Origin of the sequence: Microcoleus sp. D3_18_C2, assembly GCF_036702395.1 — a bacterium.
GTDB lineage: Bacteria > Cyanobacteriota > Cyanobacteriia > Cyanobacteriales > Microcoleaceae > Microcoleus.
Genome location: NZ_JAUBTG010000020.1, coordinates 3456 through 25448, shown reverse-complemented (window position 1 = coordinate 25448; position 21993 = coordinate 3456). Strand labels below are relative to the sequence as shown.

Below are 21993 nucleotides of genomic sequence, written 5' to 3'. Positions count from 1 at the left end.
TCGCAGAAACCCGGTTTTTTGGACTTGGGGCAGGGGTTCAGAAACCGGGTTTCTTCCTAAATCTGGGTGAGGATACAAAAATCATCGCAGAAACCCGGTTTCTTGGACTTGGGGCGGGGGTTCAGAAATTAGATATTTTCAGATTACACAGAATCCCAAACAATCAACTGAATCGGCGTAGGATTGTAAGCATTGCAAGGATTGTTCATTTGCGGGCAGTTAGAAATAGCAACAAGCGCGTTCATTTCGGCTCGCAAATCAACTGTACTTCCCGGATCGGAGATGCCGTCAACAATTTCAAGCGTGCCATCTTCGCTAACCGGAACATTCATAAAAAAGTTGATATTGCTGACTAAATCTCGCTTACCCAAACCGTAGGGAAGAATTGCGGCAAGGAAATTTTCAACACAGGCGTGCTGGTATTTTTTATCTAGTCCAAACCGCACCGAATTGCTCTCGCAGCTACAGGCGCCGCCGGAGGTATCGTGGCGCCCGCAGGAGTCAGCAATTATGGTCATCATGGCTCGCCCTTCGTTGGAAATGAGTTGGCTGTTTGTAGTGACAAAGATGTTGCCTTGATTGACGATCGTATCGGGGGCGCTGTAGCGTTCGGAAGGGTCATCGGCATTGTAAACTAAAAAATCTACTGCTTGATTTCCGCCTAAATCTACAATACGAAGAATCTGTCCTTTTTTGATGACACGAGACCAGGGATGTCTGGCGGGTAAAACTTCGTTATAAATTGCAGTTTTTGGATCGAGAAGTTGTTGGGTAGTTGCAGTCATGGTTCACTTTTTGTGATGGAATAGCAGAATTTTTTACCGCCGATTGGTGCGGACAAGATTGAGTGCTGGAATCGGGTTTATTGCACGAACAAAGCATCGGTGTTGATGAAGCCGCGCACTGCTTCCGGGTTGGCGGTGCGGCACAAGTCGTCTGGTGCGGGTGCGGGGGATTTCACAATCTGAATTTGGATGGGTTTTGGATCGTAAATTGAACCCGGATGCAGGATGTGGGGACAGTTAGAGATAATTGTCAATACGTTCATTTCGGCTCGCAAATCGATAAAACTACCGGGTTTCTCGCAGCCTTCGCGATACTCCATCGTGCCGTCTGGTTTGACGGCAATGCGAGTAAATAAGTTGAGGTTGGGCATGATATCTTTTTTGCCCAATCCCCACCGACTTAGGGCTTTGAGGAAGTTGTCGCGGGAGTTTTTCCAGTCTCCTTCGCCGTATTTTTTGGCATTGCTAATGGCGTTGCTGCATCCTCCTAGCAAATCGTGACAGCCGGAGGTATCTTGGGTGATGGAAAATAGGACGCGCCCCATGTCTGTGTAGATGACCATGCCTTGTTTGAGAAAGGCGTTGAATTGAATTTTGGCGGTGTCTGCTGCGTTGAAACGTTCGATCGCATTGTCGGCGTTGTAGCACAGCATGGAAACGCCGCGAGAGCCTTCTAAATCGGTGATTCGCAGGGTGTTTCCCCGCTTGATGACTCCCGACCAGTACGCGCCGCCCGGTACGGTTTCTTCGATTAATACGAGGCTTGAATCAATTTGTGAGTTTTTGTCGATCGATGATAGTTGCACCATAAGTTCCTCTTGATGTATTTGGGTAGGTCAGCGAAACAAAATAATAGTATTTTGTAGTGGCAAAACTCACTTTCTCCCAAAGTAATATTTATCTCCACTGATATCTTGCACTATTTTTAAGAACAGGCAAGATGCCTGTTCCACAAGAAAATTTAGTCTTTGTGGAACAGGCATCTTGCCTGTTCCTAAAAGTGCAACTGCAAACCTATTTCTATTTAAGCAGCCATTGCAACTGCTTCCTGTCCGTGTTTCCGCATCAAATCCATGAGTTCGTCGCGGTAATCGTGGAATTTGGCGTGGCGTTTAACGCTGGGAGTGCGATCGGGCAAATTAATCGACATTTCCTTTCTCACTGTACCGGGACGAGCGCCCAAAGCATAAATCCGATTGGAAAGAAACACCGCTTCTTCGACATCGTGGGTAATCATAAAGATTGTAATCTGAGTGCGGCGCCACAAATCCAGCATGAATTCGTGCATCGATTCTTTAGTGTGGATATCCAATGCGCCGAAAGGTTCATCCATTAATAACACTTTAGGTTCAGAAGCGAGGGCGCGGGCGATCGCCACCCGCTGTTTCATCCCCCCCGACAATTCCTTCGGCAGCGACGAAGCAAACTGCGTCAATCCTACCACATTCAAATAATAGCTAGCTTGTTCGCGCCGCTTTTTCTTGGAAACGCCTTGAAGTTTAAGGCCAAACTCAGCATTTTCCTGCACGTTCATCCAAGGATAAAGAGTGTAATGCTGAAATACCATACCTCGATCGGGCCCAGGCGAAACAACTTCTTTCCCATCAATTTTCACTTCCCCTGTTGTCGGCTTGTCCAATCCCGCAATCTGCCTCAACAGAGTAGATTTGCCAGAACCGGATGCGCCTACCGCGCAGATAAATTCGCCTTGCTTGATGGTCATATTGATGTCCTTGAGGACAACTAATTTACCCTTTTTTGTTTCAAAGTTTTTGTGCAGGTTGTTGATTTGTAGAAACATGAGTTTATCCTCTGTATTGTAAGTAAAAAAATGACACCATTCTGCTTTTTAACCTCTGCAGGACTTACGCACTCCGACAAAGAAACCGGGTTTTTTACCTAATATGCGGGCTGCAAGCTGTGTATTTTCGTAAAAAAAACCCGGTTTCTGAGCCCCATGCGTAAGTCCCGATCTGCTTACTGTTTCTGACTTGACCATTTACAAGAAACCCGCAGCAGATATTGAAAAAGCAAGTCAAAAGTCAGTCCGATCGCCCCAATGACAATCAGCCCCACAAAAATTTCATCGGTTCGGAGAAATCGACCTGCGACGCTGATCCGGCGGCCCAAGCCTTCGGTTGCCGCAATCAATTCCGAGACGATTACCAATTGCCAAGCCGCAGCCAAGTTGATGCGGCTAGCATCAAGAATTCCCGGCAAAACGTGGGGAAAAATAACTTGAGTGAGGATTTCCCAGCGATTCCCGCCCAACATATAAGTAGATTCTATCAAGTCTTTGGGAACAAACTTGACTGTATCCATCACCATCAGCGAATTGAAGAAAAATACGCCGATAAATATCAGCATTATTTTGGGTTCTTCGCCGATTCCCAAGTAGAGAATTAGCAGGGGAATGAACGCTGGTGCGGGCATATATCGCATCAAGCCGAACATGGGTTCTAGCAAGGCGCGAATACTGGCAAAACTGCCCATCAGCACACCAATTGGTATGGAAAAAACCAAGGCGAACAGAAAGCCCACTCCCACCCGCCACAAACTCGCTACCGTGTCTTTCAAAAGTTCGCGAGTGTTCCACAGCCTACCAAATGCCTCTAAAACTTTGCCGGGGGAAGGCAAAAATTTGGGGTCTACATCGGCGAAGGTTGTTACTAGCCACCACAGCAGCAGCGGCAGTGCGATCGATGTCACCGTTAACCCAATATTGAGGGGTTGTGGTATCTCTTCCGCAATCCGCCAGAAAACGGTGGGATTTAGGCTTTTTTGCTTGAGGTGGGATTGGATCGATCGAGGATCGGGATTTGGTGGCATGATTTAATTGCGGAATGATTGAGCGAGTAATTTTAGTAGCTTTTTGGTATAAATAATAAGGTGGAAACTTTGTTGTGTCTGCAAAATCGTAAATTTTGCCTCCTAGCTTTTACCTTCGGCATAAGCTTTGATAAAGCGATCGTCAAATAATGTACTGATATCTGGTTGGGTTTTTGCTAAATTTACATCTACAAGAAATTTAGTCATTTCGGCCGCCGCAAACTGCAATGATGTCATGTCATTTCCCGGTTGAAAGGCTTTCAAGTTTTCCTCTATCGTAAATATCTGAGTGCCGTTTTCATATTCTTTATATTCCTCAACGCTAACTCCGGCGCGGTTGGCGAGAATCTCGTAAGATTTCTCTTGATTGGCTTTCATGTATTCCAATGTTGCAAACCATGAATTGACCAGGGCTTGCACTCGATCGGGGTGTTCGCCGATAAACTTTCGCGTGAATACCAAGTGGTCAGAAATCGCCCCCGGAAAATCTTTGGAACTAAACAGTTCCTTGCTGTTTTTTCGCTTTAAGGCTTGCGTGGTAAACGGCGCAAATACTGCCACCGCATCGACTTGTCCTCCGACGAAAGCCGCCGCAGCTTTGCCGGTTTCCAGCGGTACAAATTGAATATCTTGCACTGATAAACCTGCTTTTCTCAGCCCTAACAGCAATAGAAAGTGATCGACAGTACCCTCCTCTGCGGCAACTTTTTTGCCTTTTAAATCGGCAACGGAATTGATGCCTTCGGCGACAATCACTTTGTCATTTCCTGTCGAGTTGTCGTTGACTAAAACAATTACTTGGTCGGCGCCGCCTGATATAGAGTTTACTGTATCGCCGAGGGTTTGGCTGTTAGCATCTATCTGTCCTGCTGTGAGGGTGCTGATCGATTCTAAGTAGCCGTCAAACCATTTTAAGTCTACAGCAACATTGTTAGCTTCAAATATCTTTTGTTCTTTGGCAATTTGCCAAGGAAACCAGCCGGGCCACGCGCTGAATCCGAGGCGAACTGCGTTAGCACTTACTGAAGAAGCTGCTTCGCTTTCTGTGGTTGTTTTGATATAAATTGCCGGGTTGACGCAGCCGACAGCAAAAAACAAGGTGATGAAAAATAGGGCGCAGTAGGACAAGGGCGATCGCGTTATTTTTGGGGAGCAATATCGGATATTCATAGCATATTCTGGTTGCTGGTTAGAGGTGAATATGTCGATCGAGCTTTTGCACCTTCTTTGGCTTCCTTAGCTGCCGCAAACCCCCCTGATATACAAGGATAAAGCCCGAGAGCTAACGAACCGAGTCTTGCTGACCGATCGCGTTTCTCCCGGGCTTTTATCCCGCCGTGTAACTGGCTAGTGTTTCCCTAAAATTAAAATATTGGGGCAACCAGTCTGCTTCTCTCGGACCAGCACTTGAACTTTCTAAACAGAGTTAGAAACTGATTCAAATCGGAACCCTAGAAGCGGTTAAATTTTTTCGGTTTTTGTCTGTATACAGCACTTTTCAGGTAAGGTACCTAGCCCTTGTAGGGACACTCCAAAAGCCAATTGATTTCAACTTTCCACGTTAAACCCCTAGTCCGACAGGGGTTGAAACCCCTGTCTCAAAGCTAAAGTCCTCTGAAGAGGACTAATAAAAATTTTAAACTCATTAGTCCTCTTCAGAGGACTTTAACTATTAGACAGGGAATTCATTCCCTGGCGGACTCAGGGATTTATCCTAGACTGTTGATTGCTGCAATTCACTTACTTTTTTTAAAGATAAGCATACTGTAGCGTGCAATCTTACTAGATTGCTACGTTTCAAACCCTAACAGCAAACTTGATGCGAAAATGTGTAAAATGTTACAAAAAACCGTTTTTCTCGAAGTAAAATTAAAATTTTTGGAAGATTAAACCGGGCAATGAGATGGGGCGATTGTCGATCGCGAAGTTTATCTGCACAAAAAGACGAAACCAGCAAGGTCATGGTTGAAGATTTCTTGAGAAATACTTCGAGTCCTAGACTGGATGCGAGTACGATCGACAATGCGGTAAACTAACATTCTATTTGTTGTAATAACGATCGCCTAACACAGCCTGTGAAGTCAAATCCGTTAGCATTGGAATTATTCATCTCTCTGGGATCTCCCTCTGCGTTCTCTGCGTTCTCTGCGGTTAAATCATCCTCATATAACCAGAAATGATATGAAGTCAAATCTTCAATCTAAAATCTAAAATCTAAAATCTAAAATCGACTGACCGTGCACTATGGAAAAATTTAACTACAGCAACAGTCTCGACATTCATTCGCTGCTCGATCGCTACCGCACCGGCTCGATCGCGCCTGCAGATGCGATCGCCAGCGTGTACGATCGGATCGAACGCTATGCAGATCCGGCAGTATGGATTTATTTAGCACCGGAGGCGGAAACCCTCGAACGCGCCAAAGCCTTGGAAAACCTAGACCCGCAGCAGTTGCCGCTCTACGGAATACCTTTTGCGATCAAAGATAATCTCGATTGGGCGGGCGTTCCGACTACGGCGGGATGTCCTGCGTTTGCTCGCACTCCAGCGCGATCGTCCGCAGTCGTAGAGCGCCTGTGCGCGGCAGGTGCGATCGCGATCGGCAAAACAAACATGGATCAATTTGCCACAGGATTAGTCGGAACCCGCACACCTTATGGAGTTTGTCGCAATCCCTTCGATCGGCGCTACATTCCGGGCGGATCGAGTTCCGGTTCCGCAGCAGCAGTCTCCGCCGGATTGGTGAGTTTTGCTCTGGGTACCGATACCGCAGGATCGGGGCGGGTTCCCGCTGCTTTTACCAACATTGTCGGGCTGAAGCCAAGTTGCGGATCGATCGGCACTCGCGGCTTGCTACCGGCAGTGCGATCGCTCGATTGCGTTTCTGTGTTCGCTCTCACCTGTGCGGATGCGGCCTCCGTGCTGCAAGCAGCCAGCGGTTTTGACGCTGAGGATGCGTTTTCTCGCCACCCTGAAACGAAAGTTTTGCCGGATTTATCCCGCTTGCGGGTGGGAATTCCCGCAGACGGCGAACTCGAATTTTTCGGGAATGCAGAAGCCGAACAGCGCTACCGAGAGTCGATCGCGCGCTTGCAATCATTGGGCTGCACGATCGCACCTATAGACTTCAAACCCTTTGCGGATGCTGCCGAACTGCTCTACGGCGGGCCTTGGGTAGCAGAAAGGTTGGCCGCGATCGGCGATTTCCTCGACGCGCACCCAGATGCGATCGATCCGATCGTCTACCAAATTATCAGCGGCGGCAAACGCTACGATGCCGTCGCAGCCTACCGCGCGTCGTACCGGTTGGCCGAGCTCCGCAAGCAGGCAGAAATTCAGTGGCAGTCAATGGATGTGTTGGCGGTTCCCACAACAGGTACGATTTATACTGTGGCAGAAGTTGCAGCCGAGCCGATCGCGCTCAACACCAATCTCGGGCGCTACACGAACTTTGCGAATTTGCTCGATTTGTGCGCGATCGCAGTTCCCAGCGGGTTTCAAAGCAGCGGATTGCCCGCAGGATTGACACTGATGGCTCCTGCGTGGCACGATTTATCGCTCTGCCGCCTGGGATCTGCTTTCCACGCTAGCTTGGGGGGAACTTTGGGCGCAACCGGTCGGCCGCTGCCAACCCTCCCAGATCCCGCCATCGCAGCCAAACCTGACTCAGAAGGACGAGTCAAAATAGCCGTAGTTGGCGCTCATTTGAGCGGTGAACCGCTGAATTATCAACTAATCGAACTCGGAGGAATTTTGGTTCGCGCCTGCCGTACCAGCCCGATTTACAAGCTGTACGCTTTGACGGGTACTGCTCTGGGCAAGCCGGGATTGGTGCGTCAGATAGAGGGCGGTAGCGCGATCGAGGTGGAAGTTTGGGAGTTGTCGATCGCAGCTTTCGGCGAATTTGTCGCTAAAATTCCCTCGCCCTTGGGAATTGGTACGCTGGTGTTGGAGGACGGCTCGACAGTGCAGGGCTTTTTGTGCGAACCTTATGCTGTGGCGGATGCGATCGATATTTCTGATCTGGGCGGTTGGCGTGCTTATAACTTCCGCTTTTAAGTTAAGTTAGAATTGCAAATTTCTACCCATCTTCAGAATCATGCCATCAGCAGTGCCACTTGTACCAATTCCCATCACAACCCCAACCCCCACCGGCGGCGGTACCCGTCCCGGAGGGGCCGCTGGCGGCACTCGCGGCACCAGCGGCCCCGACTCCCTCAGAGGTAGTGCGGGCGCTAACTTGATATTTGGTTTGGGTGGCCCTGACAGCATTTTCGGCTTAGGCGGAGACGATTCCCTCTACGGTGGCGACGGCGACGACTCACTGCTGGGCGACGTTGGCGATGACAGACTGTTCGGCGGTGCTGGCCGTGACAGCGTTTTGGGCGGCGCCGGCGACGATACTTTCTACGGCGGCAAAGGTTCTGACTCTATGCTGGGCGACGTTGGCAATGATTTGCTGTTTGGCAACCAAGACACCGATACTTTGTTGGGAGGCGCGGGCGATGACACGCTTTTTGGGGGTGCCGGCGATGACTCGCTGTTTGGTGGCATCGGCAATGACTGTTTATCGGGCGATCGCGGCCGAGATAGTTTAACTGGCGGCGCCGGAAATGATACTTTTGCGATCGGGCGTTTAGCAGACGGGGATGTGATTACAGATTTTACTGATGGTACGGATCAAATTCGCTTGGCTGCCGGCCTTACTTTTGGCGAACTCACCATTGCCGCTGGGGCAGGAACTTCGCCCAGTACAATTATTCAGCTTACAAGTACCAAGGAAACTCTGGCTACTTTATTCGGAGTTGCCCGCGCTTCTATCAGTCAGGCAGACTTTATTCTTTAATTGGGAATTGTGGACAGTTGACTGTGGACAGTTGACTGTTGACTGTTGACTGTTGACTGATACAAAATCCGGGTTGGCTAACCATTTTATGAGACTCGGTGCTTGAAACCGCTTTTGACCTCAAACTACACAAACAAAGTCTGCCTTCGCAGACTAAGATAGAGAAAGTTATTTAAGCAGGATTTGGTATGACAAATAACAAATAATAAATAACTACTGACTACTGACTACTGACTACTGACTACTGACTACTGACTAATGACTACTGACGGTTTTCTCAATCTCAACAAACCTGCGGGCATGACCTCTCACGACTGCGTGGGGCGAGTGCGTCGACTATTGAAACTCAAGCGAGTCGGACACGGAGGAACCCTCGATCCTGCGGTGACTGGCGTTTTGCCGATCGCCCTGGGCAAAGCAACCAGACTGCTGCAATATCTCCAACACAATAAAGCTTACCGAGGCACGATTCGATTTGGCTTAACTACTGCTACTGACGATTTAGAAGGAGAAATTCTCCATTCTCGACCGGTGCCGGAGTTGAGTTTAGAAAAAGTGCAAGCTGCACTGCCAAAATTTCTAGGAAAAATCGAGCAATTTCCGCCAAGTTTTAGTGCGGTTCAGGTGGGAGGAAAACGGCTTTATGAGTTAGCTAGAAAAGGCGAAATAGTGGAAGTTGCTGCTAGAAATGTTGAAGTTTTTCGGCTGGAAATATTGGATTGGCGGCCGGGGGATTTTCCTGAATTGGATTTGTCGATCGCCTGCGGGGCGGGTACTTACATTCGGGCGATCGCGCGGGATTTGGGCGCACTGTTGAATGCAGGCGGTACTTTGGCTTGTTTGACTCGCACCGAAAGTAGCGGTTTTTTGATCGAGGAAAGTCTCAGTTTTGAAGAATTGGAACTGCAATTGCAGGAGAATAAATTCTGCCCGATTTTGCCATCGGCGGTTTTGGGACATTTAGGTGCGATCGTCCTTTCCCCTGAATATACCAAACGCTGGTTTCAAGGACAGCGCCTCCCGATTCCCGAAACGCCGATCGGGCCAGAGGAGGAAAGTAGCAACCCAATACCCGAACCTCCCTATCCCTTGCAGGTTTACGATCGAGACGGTAATTTTTTAGGTATCGGTCAAGTAGCGAACTCAGAAACAAGTACCATATTATCTCCTCAAATTGTGCTTTAAGTATCTAAAATAAAAATGAAAATAGGTATAATTGGTACGAGAAAAGTTGGCCGAACTCTAACCGCTGTGAATGCTCTCGATGCACCTAGCTTACAGCGGTGTTGGACAAGATTGGCCTATTAATCTAATCAATCGCTGAGGTAAAAATTGTGAAAATATTGCTGATCGGATTAATCCGAGGCTACAAAATGGGGATTTCTCCTTATCTGCCTAACGCCTGTAGATTTCAGCCAACTTGTTCGCAATACGCGATCGAAGCAATAGAAAGATTTGGGCCGGCCCGCGGCAGTTCAATGGCAGTTAAGCGAATTTTACGCTGTCATCCTTTTCATCCAGGGGGTTACGATCCAGTACCTCCCAAAGATAGCGATGGCAATTAGTTATTAGTCACAAACAGTAGTTTAGTTATTAGTTAATAGTGCAAATAGGCGTTGCATCCTCATGGCTAAAACTACCGAGGGGAATCACTCCCTAAGAGGGTTAAATTCTCACAATTAGTGGTATTTCTTAACCCAACTTCAGTAATATTACTGTTATCTTTCAAAACTCAGCAGCTCTATAATGGTACAAACAGAGTACAGGGGATGCGAGTTGATATGTCTGCTACCGCAATCGGATACAAAATGTTGTCCCATACTCTGGCTGTACTCAGCCAGAAACAAGCAACGGGGAAACTGCTGTTAGAGCAAGGGGAGCAACAGTGGCAACTTTACTTTTTTCAGGGTAGTTTGGTTTATGCCACAGGAGGAGCGCACAGAGCGAGACGCTGGTACAGGGCTATCGGGCAACACTGTCGAAACTTTCAAGTGGATCTCAGAAACCTCGATGCTGGAGAACTATGGGAATATCAACTGCTTCAGCGAGGGATAGCAGCCAGCGAAATGAGTCTGGAACAAGCTAGGGCGATCGTCCACACCAGCCTTTCCGAAGTGTTATTTGCTCTGATAGGTCAATCGGGTTTGCGCCGGGAGTGGCGTCCGTCCCAGAAATATTTTTCTACCATTACCTCTTCTTTGCTGCTGTCTTTAACAGAAGTAGAAAAAATTCTGTGTTGTACAGAAGAAATTTGGCAAAAGTGGAAAGCAATGGGTTTGTGGCTTGTAGATCCAGAACAAGCACCGCTTTTAAAACCGTCGGCCCAGTTGCAGCAAAATCGATTTAGTTCTAATTCTTTGATCGCTTTGGGTAACGTATTCAACGGCGAGAATACTCTTTGGGATATTGCATTTAAGAAAAAGCAGTGCGTGACAGTGGCAACTCGCGCTTTAGTTAATTACATCAAGCAGGGTTTAGTAAATTTCCGAACAGTACCAGACTTGCCGTCGCCTATAGAACAGTGGCGCCTGGCGGCGGCGATCGCAGGGCCGGGTCGCCCTTTGATTGCCTGTATCGATGACAGTCCGACAGTATGCGAATTTTTAGAGCAAATTTTATTGCCGGAAGGGTATCGAGTCCTAAAAATTCAAGATCCCATGCAGGGAGTGGGCCTCCTCGCCAAACAAAAGCCTGCTTTAATTTTTATGGACGTGGTGATGCCGAAGACAAGTGGCTTTGCTTTGTGCAATTTTTTGCGAAAGACACCCGCTTTTCGGGAAACTCCGATCGTGTTTTTGACCAGTCAAGACAGTATAATTGACCGCACGCGAGCGAAATTGACAGGTGCTTCCGATTTTTTGAGGAAGCCAGCCAATCCCGAACAGGTTTTGCAAATAGTTGACAAGTATTTGAAGGTAAAAGGCGATCGCTACCATTCAGCTATTCGCCCCCATGATTTACTGAACTCGCACCAACTTACCTTGGCAAATTCTTGAACCAAAATTAATGAACACAATAACCCCTTGCTGGGTGCGTCAGGAACTGACGCACCCTACACTCATTGTAAAATAAAGACGCAATCGAATTTAAGATAATTAATTATGAGTAATGTTACGATCGATCGCACCCCGCAGGTAAGCGTAGTAATTCCGGCTTACAACTGTGCTGCTTACGTCGGCCAAGCCGTAGATAGCGTTCTGCACCAAACCTATACTAACTGGGAAATTATTGTCATAGACGACGGTTCCAAAGATGACACTAGATTAGTTTTAGAGAAATATGGCGATCGAATTCGCTACATTTACCAACAAAATCGAGGAGTTTCGATTGCCAGAAATCACGGCATCGAGCTAGCGCGAGGAGAATTTATCGCCTTTCTCGATGCTGACGACTACTTTTTTCCCGACAAATTAGCAGCACAAATGGCTGTATTTGCAGCGAAACCACATCTAGGAATAGTTCACAGCGGCTGGCGTCTAGTTAATAGTATAGGCGAACCGCTAAAAGATGTCAAACCCTGGCAAAATGTCCCTAAATTAGACTTAGAAATGTGGCTGCGGTGGAAACCAGTATTACCCAGCGCGATGGTATTTCGCCGTCACTGGTTAGAGCGCGCCGGCGGATTTGATCCTCGATTTCCCCCGGCGGAAGATACAGATTTAGTGCTGCGTTTAGCCTTAATGGGATGCGAAGCAGAGTGGTTGCAGCAAGTAACTGTTTGCTACCGCCAGCACGAACAAAGCGCCATGTACAAAGGTTTACCGCAGGCTAAATCCCTCGCCGCAGTCATGGACAATTTTTTTGCCCGCCCCGAATTGCCGGATAAAATACGTTTGTTGGAAAAGCAAATCAAGTACAGTACCTTAGTTTGGATTGCTTGGTATTTGTACCGCACCGGTCATTCTGTTGAGATGGTAGAGTTTTTGCAGCGTTCTTGGAATTATACGCCTTATTTGCCTGTGGAAACGGTAATTAATTGGGCGGAAGCTTTCGCCGAGTTTTCGCAGGATGCGGGAAATGAATTCGATGCAGATTTGTTAGCTCAATCTCCAGAGTGGGAGCAGTTAATGCAGTGGATTATTCTCGGTACGCCAGCTTGATTGAAAGCTTTTCCATTGCACTGATATCGTTTACGGTTGCATAGGAATTATTTAACCGCAGAGAGCGCAGAGGACACAGAGGAAGAGAAGAGAGGTTTTTCGCATTTCTGGCTATGTAAAATCTGCATAAACTTTATTAGGCTTCAGTTTGAGTTTCTGCTTCAGTAAAAATTGGCGGCCACAGTTCAGCAATTGGCAATTCCCAACCCGGAAAAAGTTCGGTAACAGTCAAAATATCTTGATTTCCTAACACAATTGGTTCACCTTCCTGACGATAAACTGTTACAGTTTCTTCATCTGGATCGATCAAAATTCCTACTTGCGCTCCGAGTTCTAGGAGATTATGAATCTTTTTTTCTAGCGGTTTAATGCGATCGCTCTGTGATTTAATTTCTACTACTAAATCTGGGACTAATTCTCCGAAATAACGGGGACTTTGCCTGAGACGTGCGGCTCGGACAAAAGAAACATCAGGTGCTGTAAGGTTAGCATCAGGTAAAATAAAGCCCCCTGCGGAGTCAAAAACTCGACCCAAACGGCGGGGATAAACCCAATTGGCGAGCAGCCAACTGAAAATTACACCTATTTCGCTAGATACAATGTCTGACGGGCCCACAATGATAATCCTCCCGCTTTCTAGTTCAACTTGGTAGTCTTGACCGGCTTCTTTGAAGGTTTTTTGGACTTTTTCTAAGTCTTTGAGTGTCATCATACGATTTTAGATTTTAGATTTTAGATTTTAGATTTTAGATTTTAGATTTTATAATTATCTGCAACTGACGCACTCTAAATCATATTGGTTATTGCTTATTTGGTCAGGTGCGTCAATCTATTTTAGATTTTAGAATTGAAGGATTCTCTGCAACTGACCAAGAATTTCTTGATGGTACCCGCCACGTGATTTATCCGTGGAATCAATCCCAAATCGCAAATCGCAAATCCTCAAGCCCCCGCATTTATCTCGCGCAAGTCAATCTAAAATCTAAAATCTAAAATCTAAAATCGATTGACGCACCCTACAGGTTGGTTATTCCTTGGCAGAAAAGGAGTTGCCGCAGCTACAGCTTTGGGCGGCATTGGGATTGTGAAATCGGAAACCTCCGCCCATCAAGTCTTCTGAATAATCCAAGGTGAGCTCATTGAGATATTTTAAGTGCTGGGGGTCGATCGCAACTTCAATCCCCTCCGACTCGCATACAGCGTCTTCTGGGGCTGGCCCATCGTCAAATGCCATTGTATAAGACAAACCGGAGCAGCCGCTCGATTCCACGCCCAGACGAAATAAAGCATTGGGGTTCGGATGCTTCGACTTGAGGCGCGTTACTTCTGTTGCTGCTGTTTTGCTCAGATGAATCATTATGAGTAATTGGTAATTTGTAATTGGTAATTTGGGAAGTAATGTTGAGTTTTGAAAATGTAGAGTGCGCCTAGCCTTGCACCTTACCCAGAGAATGTAAAGTGCGCCGCAGCGCACCTTACCCCTATATTTTTAGCAACTTGAGTTACTTAGCCTTTTCTGTACGGGCATAATCGTCTTGAAAGCGTACAATATCATCTTCTCCGAGATATTCGCCATTCTGCACCTCAATTAAAACCAGAGGGATAACTCCCGGATTTTCCAGGCGGTGAGAAATGCACTGAGGAACGTAGGTAGACTGATTGGTAAACAGAACTTGTTCAGTTTCGCCACAAGTAACTTTTGCAGTACCTGAAACCACAATCCAGTGTTCGCTGCGGTGGTGGTGCATTTGCAGGCTGAGGCGGTGTCCAGACTTAACTTCGATCCGCTTAATTTTATATCCTGGGCCTTCTTCTAGAGTCGTAAATGAGCCCCAAGGCCGCAATTCTGTAGCGGCTACTCCGTTGGGTGCTGCAGGTGCGTGCAGGGTAGATACTTGAGAAATTTCTTGAATCTGAACCATGATTTTCACTCCTTGAGGATTGCTTGCTGAATCCTTTGGTAAACGACGTTGTTTTTTGAGATTAACTAATCTATAGTTAAAACCGAAGCCCACCTGCGGGCACTGGTTAGCCGACTGTAGAGTTTTGCAAGAGTTGCGCTCAGCCCGATCGACCTGCCTTAACAACCATAGCAAAACCAACATAGCTGTTGTCACCTGTTATGGGTTCGATCGCCCCAATCTACATCAAATCTTTATCTGTGGCGGCTGGTTCTTTATTTAATGGGACATCTTGCACGATTTACGGTGGTTTCGGAATGATTTAACCGCAGAGGCCGCAGAGGGCGCAGAGAAAGAGAAGAGAGAGATGAATAATTTTGATAGCAGCGGATTTTTGGTGAATTCTAATCCAGCTTTTGAGACTGCTGTTGCAAAACGGCTAGCATCTCTTGATAGAAAGGCAGCCCTTGACCCAGGCTATCGCTAGCGGTTGCTAGGATTTGCAAGGTTTCGATCAGCGAGTATCGGGCCGCATCTACAATAAGATCGAGGAGGGGCTCAATCCCAGAACCCTGCTGCTGTGCTTCTGCGATCGCATCGATGTAGGCAGCACGCACCTGGTTAGAGATAATGACAATGGGATATCCAGCCCGCAACAGCAGCAGATTCATCAATAGCCGTCCCGTCCGTCCGTTACCATCCCGAAATGGATGAATCGACACAAAGCGAAGATGTGCTTCGGCTGCATACTCTAACGGATGTAACGATTTGATTTTATCACTGTTGAGCCATTCGATAAATTCCGGCATCAAACCCGAAAGCAAATAATGAGGCGGATAGAGGTATTCGGTACCGGCGGCTTTGACATCTAACTGCCGATAGCGTCCAGCTTCCTCCGGGGTGATCGCCCTTATAATTAAGTTGTGAATTTGTTTAATCTCCCATTCACCGATCTCCGTGTCCGATCGCGTTAGCATTTCAATATAGTCGATCGCATCTCGATGTCCGATGACTTCTAGGTGTTCTCGCAAAGTTTTGCCACCGACAGTGATGCCGGTTTCTAGGACTAATTCGGTTTCGCGTTGCGTTAAGGTGTTTCCCTCAATCGCATTAGAATGATAAGTGAACCGAACGTCGTAGAGTTTTTTCAATTCTGCAACCACAGTGGGAGAAAGCGGACGAAAGCTATCCAACCAGGCTTTGAGTCGATCGACTTTTTGCAATTTTTCAGAAAGGTTCATCGTGGATGAGAAGGCAAAATGCTGGTGGAGAATGTCACCCAAGCGCTGAGGATAAACTCGCACTAACAACGCCATAAAGTTATTATAGGGTTGATGGGCGATCGAGGATTGAGCGGTTGAGAAAAATTGCATAGGGAATCGGTATATTTGTCGGGAGATTATGGCGACTCGACTTTTGTGGCTAATGCTAATACTTCTCTAAGGTCGATTATAATCTGCTGGGGTAGTTGTTGAGCAATCAGCTTGTTTTCACTGTGGCGGACGAATTACCCGAATCAATTTACCTGTGAGATTTTCGACAGTAGAAATAGCTTCATTAATCAGTGTAGCTTGTCTCTCAATATTCAAATCTTCTTTGCAAATAATGATACCTTTACGATCGGGTTGCAAACGGTGTAGGTGTCTAAAATCATCCCAATTGCGCGTCAAAACAGCTCGATTGTGGTTAATAGCAAAAGCTAACACATCTTCATCAGGAATCCCCAGTCCAGCATTTCCAGTTTCCTGCACTGTCAAAACATCGTGACCACAAATTCGCAGTAATTCCACGATTACCAGTGGAAAATTTTCATCTGCATAAAGACGCACCATTTGTTAATCTTCCTCATTTCTAGCGATGGCTGCTTCAATTTCCTCTGGGTGTGCCTCAGCATAAGCCCAAGCATTTGCCAAATCTGCTGCACTCAAATGAGGAAAGTCTTGCAAAATTCGCACATCACTTGCACCCAGAAGGCGATAATTTACCATCGACCAAATAGGTATGCGAGTCTTCGCAATTCTAGCATCGCCCCCACACACGCCGGGAGTTTTTTCAATTCCTTGCCAGGTATTGCTTAAACTTTGAGCTAATAGCTGTATGGCCTGAGTTTTTTCACTGGGAGTTAAGGCTAAGAGTTGTTTTTCTAATTCTTTCAGTGTCATTTTTTACAATCTCAATCATTATTACTCATCTCTCTCTTCTCTTCCTCTGCGCTCTCTGCGCTCTCTGCGGTAAAAAAAAATGCCAATATCAATTTATCATCTAATTACCAACAAACTGTCTTTCAGCCTCTTCCAGCAACCCAATAGCTTGCCCTTTAGTCACAGTTGGAAATCCATCCAAAAAATCATCAATTGATTCTCCTGCTTTCAGATAATCCAGAAGTGTTTGTACTGGAACTCTAGTAAAAGCAAAGACTGGGGTGCCGCCCATAATCTCAGGAGACGCGCTAATAATTGAAGAGTGTTTAAGCATAAATATTTAGATTTTCGGGTTCCATAGTTAACTCATCGGCTGTAACTATTTTTTCACGCTAGCTCGATCGCCTCAGCTTTGATTTTTTCGTGCATCTACCCAATGCAGTAGATCCACCTATAATAAATGATACTAGATCGATCGGCATCCCACCATCTACTCTAGATCAACATCTTTTCACCACTTTGAGAGACACATCAAAATGAACAGCAACGGACTGCCACAAAAACAAGGCTTGTACGATCCGCAGTTCGAGCACGACGCTTGCGGAGTCGGATTCATCGTACACATGAAGGGTAACAAATCCCACGAAATAGTCGAGCAGGCACTAACAATCCTGCTGAACCTCGACCACCGAGGCGCGTGCGGCTGCGAACCCAACACCGGAGACGGGGCGGGGATTTTGATGCAGGTGCCCCACAAGTTTCTCAAGAAAGTAACGGCGGCCCTAAACATCGAACTTCCCGAAGCCGGCGAGTACGGCGTTGGCGCGATTTACTCGTCGCCAAATCGAACTGAACGGGAAAACGGCAAACGCATTTTTGAGGAAATCGCCGCAGAAGAAGGCCAGGAAGTGCTGGGCTGGCGCGATGTGCCCACGGACAACTCGTCCCTCGGCGACACCGCCAAATCTAGCGAACCCTTCATGCAGCAAGTGTTCCTCCGGCGCGCCGCAGGTATTGACGAGGCGGCTTTCGAGCGGAAACTGTACGTCATCCGCAAACGGGCTCACAACGCCATCCGCAGAACTAACACAGACCCCTACTGGTACAATTCCACTCTCTCGTGCCGGACGATCGTCTACAAGGGTATGTTAATGCCGGTGCAAGTCGGCGATTACTATCCCGAACTGCACGACCCAGACATGGAAAGCGCTCTAGCCCTAGTTCACTCGCGCTTCAGCACCAATACTTTTCCGAGTTGGGAACGATCGCACCCTTACCGCTACATCGCCCACAACGGCGAAATTAACACAATGCGCGGCAACATTAACTGGATGCACGCGCGGCAATCGCTGTTCGAGTCGGAACTATTCGGCGATGACTTAAAGAAAATCCCCAATTTAATCAATATCGAAGGCAGCGACTCGACGATTTTTGACAATGCTTTGGAATTGCTGACTTTGGCCGGGCGTTCTTTGCCGCACGCTGTCATGATGATGATTCCCGAACCTTGGACAGCCCACGAGTCCATGAGTGACGAGAAAAAAGCTTTCTACGAATACCATTCTTGCTTGATGGAACCTTGGGACGGCCCAGCTTCGATCGCATTTACCGATGGTACATCGATCGGGGCCGTGCTCGATCGCAACGGTTTGCGCCCTTCCCGCTACTGCGTTACCAAAGACGACTTGGTAATTATGGCATCGGAAGCCGGAGTTTTGCCGATCGCCCCTGAACGAATTGTATCAAAAGGTCGCTTGCAACCGGGGCGGATGTTCCTGGTAAATACCGAGGAAGGCCGCATCGTCTCTGACGAGGAAATTAAAACCAAAATCGCCACAGAACACCCGTACCGCCAGTGGATCGACCAGCACATGGTCGAAATCGCCAAACTGAAAGATGCGCCGGCATTGGCAGAATCTCATCCCGAAACATTATTGCAGCGCCAAATGGCCTTTGGCTACACCTTTGAAGAACTGCGGTTGCTGTTAGCACCGATGGCAAAAGATGGCGTGGAAGCTGTCGGCGCGATGGGTGCGGATACGCCGCTGGCGGTGCTTTCCAATCGGCCAAAATTGCTTTACGAATACTTCCAGCAGTTGTTTGCTCAAGTTACCAATCCGCCGATCGATTCTATCCGCGAAGAAATTGTAACTTCTGCCGAAACTACGATCGGCGCTGAACGCAACTTGCTCAAACCAGAACCGGAAAGCTGTCATTTAATTGAACTGAAAACGCCAATTCTCAGCAATGAAGAATTAGCTAAGCTCCAACACGTAAATGAGGGCAATTTCAAGTCCGTCACCGTGCCGATTTTGTTTGACCCCAAAAGCGGCGTAAAAGGTCTAGAACAAGCCTTAGAAGAGGTTTTTGCAGCAGCAGACAGCGCGATCGCCTCCGGGGTGAATATCCTCATTTTGAGCGATCGGGGTATCAGTCCAGACAAAGCCCCAATTCCGGCGCTGCTGGCAGTTGCGGGCCTGCACCACCACTTGATCCGTAAAGGTACGCGCACGCGGGCGGGACTCGTGCTCGAATCCGGCGAACCGCGCGAAGTGCACCACTTTGCGACACTTATTGGATATGGTTGCGGCGCGATTAATCCGTATTTGGCCTTTGAGACGATCGCCGATTCGATCCGCGAAGGATTGCTGCTAAATGTCGAGTACAAAACAGCTTGCAAAAACTACATCAAAGCGGCAACAAAAGGTGTGACGAAAGTTGCCTCGAAAATTGGGATTTCTACAATTCAAAGTTATCGCGGCGCGCAGATTTTTGAGGCGATCGGCTTAAACAAATCCGTAGTCGATAAATACTTTGCTTGGACAGCCTCCCGGATTGAAGGCGTAGACCTCGAAGTCATCGCCCAAGAAGCTATTTTGCGCCATACCCACGCATTCCCAGACCGCCCAGCCAGCGGACATACTCTCGATGTCGGCGGCGAATATCAGTGGCGGAAAGAAGGCGAGGCGCACTTGTTTAGTCCGCAGACAATTCACGCGCTGCAAAAGTCGGTGCGCGAGGGCAGTTATACGCTTTTCAAACAGTATTCTGGGCTGGTAAACGAACAAAACCAGCAGCATTTTACCTTGCGCGGTTTGTTGCAATTCAAACAGCGGGAATCGATACCCATTGAGGAAGTTGAGCCGATCGAATCTATTCTCAAACGCTTTAAAACTGGGGCGATGAGTTATGGTTCGATTTCTAAAGAAGCCCACGAATCGCTAGCAGTAGCGATGAACCGCATTGGTGGCAAATCGAACACCGGTGAAGGCGGCGAAGATCCCGATCGCTACACTTGGACGAACGATCGCGGCGACTCGAAAAACAGCGCGATCAAACAAGTTGCTTCCGGGCGTTTCGGCGTTACCAGCTTGTACCTTTCCCAAGCGCGGGAACTGCAAATCAAGATGGCGCAAGGTGCGAAACCCGGTGAAGGCGGACAGTTGCCCGGTAAAAAAGTATACCCGTGGATTGCGAAGGTGCGAAACTCGACTCCGGGTGTGGGTTTGATTTCGCCTCCTCCTCACCACGACATTTATTCGATCGAAGATTTGGCCGAATTGATTCACGACTTGAAAAATTCCAACCGGGAAGCGCGGATTAGCGTGAAACTCGTGTCGGAAGTGGGAGTCGGGACGATCGCGGCGGGTGTTGCGAAAGCCCACGCCGATGTCGTGTTGATTTCCGGCTACGACGGCGGTACCGGCGCTTCGCCACAAACTTCGATCAAACACGCGGGATTACCTTGGGAATTGGGATTGGCGGAAACTCACCAAACTTTGGTACTCAACAATCTCCGCAGCCGGATTGTCGTGGAAACTGACGGTCAAATGAAAACCGGCCGCGATGTAGTAATTGCTGCCTTGCTGGGCGCTGAGGAATTCGGTTTTGCGACCGCGCCGCTGGTGACATTGGGCTGCATCATGATGCGCGTTTGCCACCTGAACACTTGCCCGGTGGGCGTGGCGACGCAAGACCCGCTGCTGCGGAAAAACTTTACCGGCGACCCCGATCACACGGTAAACTTTATGACTTTCATCGCGCAGGAAGTCCGGGAAATTATGGCACAGTTGGGCTTCCGCACGCTGAATGAAATGGTTGGGCGGACTGATGTTTTAGAACCTCAGCAAGCGGTGGAACACTGGAAGGCTAAGGGTTTGGATTTCTCGAAAATCCTTTATCAGCCGGAAGTTGGCGCGGATGTCGGGCGCTATTGTCAGATGGCGCAGGATCACGGTTTGGAAAAGTCCCTCGACATGACTGTGTTGTTGGATTTGTGCAAAGGTGCGATCGAAAATGGCGAAAAAGTCCACGCCAAACTACCGATTACCAATGTCAACCGCGTTGTCGGCACAATTCTCGGCAACGAAATCACCAAACGCAACTGGGAAGGTTTGCCGGATGACACGGTGCACCTGCACTTCCAAGGCAGCGCTGGGCAAAGCTTTGGCGCATTCGTGCCCAAGGGAGTCACCCTGGAGCTCGAAGGCGAAGCTAACGACTATTTGGGCAAAGGGCTCAGCGGCGGCAAAATCATCTTGTATCCGTCGCCAGCTTCTACCTTTGTCGCGGAAGAAAACGTGATTGTCGGTAACGTAGTGCTTTACGGCGCGACTGCTGGTGAGGTTTTCATCCGAGGGATGGCGGGCGAACGTTTTGCGGTGCGTAACTCCGGCGTTAACGCAGTAGTTGAAGGTGTGGGCGATCACGGTTGCGAGTACATGACTGGTGGCAAAGTTGTAGTTTTGGGCGAAACCGGGCGCAATTTTGCAGCGGGTATGAGTGGCGGCGTCGCTTACATTTTGGATGAAGCGGGGGATTTTGCTACTCGCTGCAATATGTCGATGGTGGATTTGGAAAAATTGGAGGATGTTGAGGAAATTAGCGATTTGCGGCAGTTAATTCAGACTCACTTTGATTTAACTGGAAGTGCGAAAGCATCGAAGGTTTTGGCAAATTGGGATTCGATGGTGCCGGTGTTTGTGAAGGTGATGCCGAGGGATTACAAGCGGGTGTTGCAGGCTATTGAAAGGGCGATCGCATCGGGTTTAAGCGGTGATGATGCGCTGACGGCTGCGTTTGAAGAAAATGCTCGCGATGTCGCCCGGATTGGCGGCAGCTAGTAAATCCAAGAAACCGGGTTTTTGCGATAATTTCTGCATCATCGCCGAGATTTTAGGAAGAAACCCGGTTTCTGACTCCCGCGCACAGAGCCCAAATCCCAGAAACCGGGTTTTTGCGATAATTTTGGTATCTCACGCCCGATTTAGGAAGAAACCCGGTTTCTGACTCCCGCGCACAGAGCCCAAATCCCAGAAACCGGGTTTTTGCGATAATTTCTGCATCATCGCCGAGATTTTAGGAAGAAACCCGGTTTCTGACTCCCGCGCA

20 protein-coding genes and 1 riboswitch are annotated in these 21993 nt (G+C 48.1%); of the genes, 8 read left to right on the top strand and 12 right to left on the bottom strand.

Annotated features, from left to right (window positions below; all coding sequences use genetic code 11):
* Positions 1-143 precede the first annotated feature (143 nt).
* The 5 genes from QUA88_RS14525 to QUA88_RS14505 form a co-directional block, all read right to left on the bottom strand.
* Positions 144-785 carry an urea amidolyase associated protein UAAP2 gene (locus tag QUA88_RS14525; RefSeq protein WP_333055120.1) on the bottom strand — a complete coding sequence of 214 codons (642 nt, stop codon included), beginning with the start codon at positions 783-785 and terminating at the stop codon, positions 144-146.
* Between the two features lie 77 nt (positions 786-862).
* Positions 863-1594, bottom strand: a complete 732-nt coding sequence (locus tag QUA88_RS14520) for an urea amidolyase associated protein UAAP1 (RefSeq protein ID WP_333210675.1) — start codon at positions 1592-1594, stop codon at positions 863-865.
* A 215-nt stretch (positions 1595-1809) separates the two neighbouring features.
* Positions 1810-2586 (bottom strand): ABC transporter ATP-binding protein, encoded by a 777-nt coding sequence (locus QUA88_RS14515; protein WP_333055118.1) that lies wholly within the window; start codon positions 2584-2586, stop codon positions 1810-1812.
* Positions 2587-2762: 176 nt separating this feature from the next.
* Positions 2763-3614 carry an ABC transporter permease gene (locus QUA88_RS14510; protein WP_333055117.1) on the bottom strand — a complete coding sequence of 284 codons (852 nt, stop codon included), beginning with the start codon at positions 3612-3614 and terminating at the stop codon, positions 2763-2765.
* 102 nt (positions 3615-3716) lie between these two features.
* The gene (locus QUA88_RS14505; protein ID WP_333234023.1) at positions 3717-4784 is read right to left on the bottom strand and encodes an ABC transporter substrate-binding protein; all 1068 of its coding nucleotides are present in this window, start codon (positions 4782-4784) and stop codon (positions 3717-3719) included.
* 144 nt (positions 4785-4928) lie between these two features.
* Positions 4929-5080, bottom strand: a riboswitch (guanidine-I (ykkC/yxkD leader).
* 432 nt (positions 5081-5512) lie between these two features.
* Between QUA88_RS14505 and QUA88_RS14500 the strand changes: the two genes are divergently transcribed.
* From QUA88_RS14500 to QUA88_RS14470, 7 genes are all read left to right on the top strand, one after another.
* Positions 5513-5650, top strand: a complete 138-nt coding sequence (locus QUA88_RS14500; protein ID WP_333055115.1) for a hypothetical protein — start codon at positions 5513-5515, stop codon at positions 5648-5650.
* A gap of 208 nt (positions 5651-5858) precedes the next feature.
* Positions 5859-7673, top strand: coding sequence for an allophanate hydrolase (gene atzF / locus QUA88_RS14495; RefSeq protein WP_333272319.1), 1815 nt, complete (start codon positions 5859-5861; stop codon positions 7671-7673).
* Between the two features lie 40 nt (positions 7674-7713).
* Complete coding sequence (locus QUA88_RS14490; protein ID WP_333272316.1) at positions 7714-8460, top strand: calcium-binding protein; 747 nt, start codon at positions 7714-7716, stop codon at positions 8458-8460.
* 258 nt (positions 8461-8718) lie between these two features.
* Complete coding sequence (gene truB, locus QUA88_RS14485) at positions 8719-9645, top strand: tRNA pseudouridine(55) synthase TruB (RefSeq protein WP_333272313.1); 927 nt, start codon at positions 8719-8721, stop codon at positions 9643-9645.
* Positions 9646-9794: 149 nt separating this feature from the next.
* On the top strand, positions 9795-10025 hold the full coding sequence (gene yidD / locus QUA88_RS14480; RefSeq protein WP_333272310.1) for a membrane protein insertion efficiency factor YidD: 231 nt from the start codon (positions 9795-9797) through the stop codon (positions 10023-10025).
* Positions 10026-10241: 216 nt separating this feature from the next.
* The gene (locus QUA88_RS14475; RefSeq protein ID WP_333272307.1) at positions 10242-11456 is read left to right on the top strand and encodes a response regulator; all 1215 of its coding nucleotides are present in this window, start codon (positions 10242-10244) and stop codon (positions 11454-11456) included.
* A gap of 105 nt (positions 11457-11561) precedes the next feature.
* A complete protein-coding gene (locus QUA88_RS14470) occupies positions 11562-12560 on the top strand; it encodes a glycosyltransferase (protein WP_333055109.1) in 999 nt (332 codons plus the stop codon).
* 136 nt (positions 12561-12696) lie between these two features.
* On the opposite strand, the gene QUA88_RS14465 is transcribed toward QUA88_RS14470, so the two are convergent.
* The 7 genes from QUA88_RS14465 to QUA88_RS14435 form a co-directional block, all read right to left on the bottom strand.
* Positions 12697-13269 carry a Uma2 family endonuclease gene (locus QUA88_RS14465; RefSeq protein ID WP_333272373.1) on the bottom strand — a complete coding sequence of 191 codons (573 nt, stop codon included), beginning with the start codon at positions 13267-13269 and terminating at the stop codon, positions 12697-12699.
* 318 nt (positions 13270-13587) lie between these two features.
* A complete protein-coding gene (locus QUA88_RS14460; RefSeq protein WP_333263047.1) occupies positions 13588-13917 on the bottom strand; it encodes an iron-sulfur cluster assembly accessory protein in 330 nt (109 codons plus the stop codon).
* A 145-nt stretch (positions 13918-14062) separates the two neighbouring features.
* Complete coding sequence (locus QUA88_RS14455; protein WP_333263050.1) at positions 14063-14482, bottom strand: phosphomannose isomerase type II C-terminal cupin domain; 420 nt, start codon at positions 14480-14482, stop codon at positions 14063-14065.
* 383 nt (positions 14483-14865) lie between these two features.
* On the bottom strand, positions 14866-15834 hold the full coding sequence (locus QUA88_RS14450) for a Fic family protein (protein WP_333263053.1): 969 nt from the start codon (positions 15832-15834) through the stop codon (positions 14866-14868).
* A gap of 117 nt (positions 15835-15951) precedes the next feature.
* Positions 15952-16293 carry a DUF5615 family PIN-like protein gene (locus tag QUA88_RS14445; protein ID WP_333263056.1) on the bottom strand — a complete coding sequence of 114 codons (342 nt, stop codon included), beginning with the start codon at positions 16291-16293 and terminating at the stop codon, positions 15952-15954.
* Between the two features lie 3 nt (positions 16294-16296).
* Positions 16297-16623 (bottom strand): DUF433 domain-containing protein, encoded by a 327-nt coding sequence (locus QUA88_RS14440; RefSeq protein ID WP_333146890.1) that lies wholly within the window; start codon positions 16621-16623, stop codon positions 16297-16299.
* Positions 16624-16723: 100 nt separating this feature from the next.
* Positions 16724-16936, bottom strand: a complete 213-nt coding sequence (locus QUA88_RS14435) for a DUF433 domain-containing protein (RefSeq protein WP_333246930.1) — start codon at positions 16934-16936, stop codon at positions 16724-16726.
* A 202-nt stretch (positions 16937-17138) separates the two neighbouring features.
* On the opposite strand from QUA88_RS14435, the gene gltB reads away from it, so the two are divergent.
* The gene (gltB, locus tag QUA88_RS14430) at positions 17139-21725 is read left to right on the top strand and encodes a glutamate synthase large subunit (protein ID WP_333055106.1); all 4587 of its coding nucleotides are present in this window, start codon (positions 17139-17141) and stop codon (positions 21723-21725) included.
* Positions 21726-21993: the final 268 nt, after the last annotated feature.